The organism is Bradyrhizobium sp. Mp27 (assembly GCF_029953005.1).
In the GTDB taxonomy this organism is placed as follows: Bacteria; Pseudomonadota; Alphaproteobacteria; order Rhizobiales; family Xanthobacteraceae; genus Bradyrhizobium; species Bradyrhizobium barranii.
On the sequence record NZ_JASAUS010000761.1, the window covers coordinates 1 to 250 of the forward strand.

1 pseudogene is annotated in these 250 nt (G+C 57.6%); it reads left to right on the forward strand.

Features of this window, described 5'->3' with window-relative positions:
- Positions 1–250, forward strand: a pseudogene (locus QJT78_RS52585) (hypothetical protein); the annotation flags it as partial.

A 250-nucleotide genomic window follows, 5' to 3' on the forward strand; every position in this document is an offset into this window, starting at 1 on the left:
TAATTATACGGTCTGGAGCACCGACGCGAACGGCAACTATACTGGAAACCTGACCGAGATCGTCTCCGGCGGCAGCAGCGCGCTTGAATCACTGGAGACGGTCTTTCACCAGGATCTGAACGGCGACGGAACGATCGGTGTGCCCTCCGTCACTGTGGAATCGTTCGGTTCCACGGCGTTGCTTCAGGTCGGGAGCAACTATGAGCTCGGCAACGCCGGACCGATGCTCAAGTATAACGGATCCATGGTG